Genomic DNA, 384 nt, shown 5'->3' with positions numbered 1-384 from the left:
TCGCCGAGGGCTCGGAAGCGCTTTCCGCCCGCGCCGGCGAGATCGGCCGCATCTTCGACGACGCCGACAACCGCCTGGTGTCGCGCATCGCTTCGACCAGCTCGACGATCGGCGAGCATGCCGACACGATCGTCGGCGCCTTCGCCGCCACCGAGCAGCGTGTCGCCGACCGCGCCCGCCAGACCGGCCAGGAGCTCGCCGTGCATGCCCGCGAGATCGAGCAGGCGCTGTCCGGCGCCGACGAGCGGATTGCCGCGAGCGCCGCGGCTGCCGCCGCGCGCGTCGAGGACCAGGTCGCGAGCGTGGAAAACCGCCTCGCCTACACCGCCGAGACGATGGGCCAGAAGCTCAGCGAGCAGGTCTCCAGCGCCGAGGCTCAGCCTG

General features: G+C 72.9%; 1 protein-coding gene. It reads left to right on the top strand.

Going from position 1 to position 384, the window contains the following annotated elements; genetic code table 11:
- The coding region (locus tag EOA24_RS41185) for a hypothetical protein (RefSeq protein ID WP_133375139.1) at positions 1 to 384 on the top strand (384 nt) is incomplete at both ends.

Origin of the sequence: Mesorhizobium sp. M2A.F.Ca.ET.039.01.1.1, assembly GCF_003998035.1 — a bacterium.
GTDB lineage: Bacteria > Pseudomonadota > Alphaproteobacteria > Rhizobiales > Rhizobiaceae > Mesorhizobium.
This window is presented reverse-complemented; position numbering and strand designations above follow the sequence as displayed.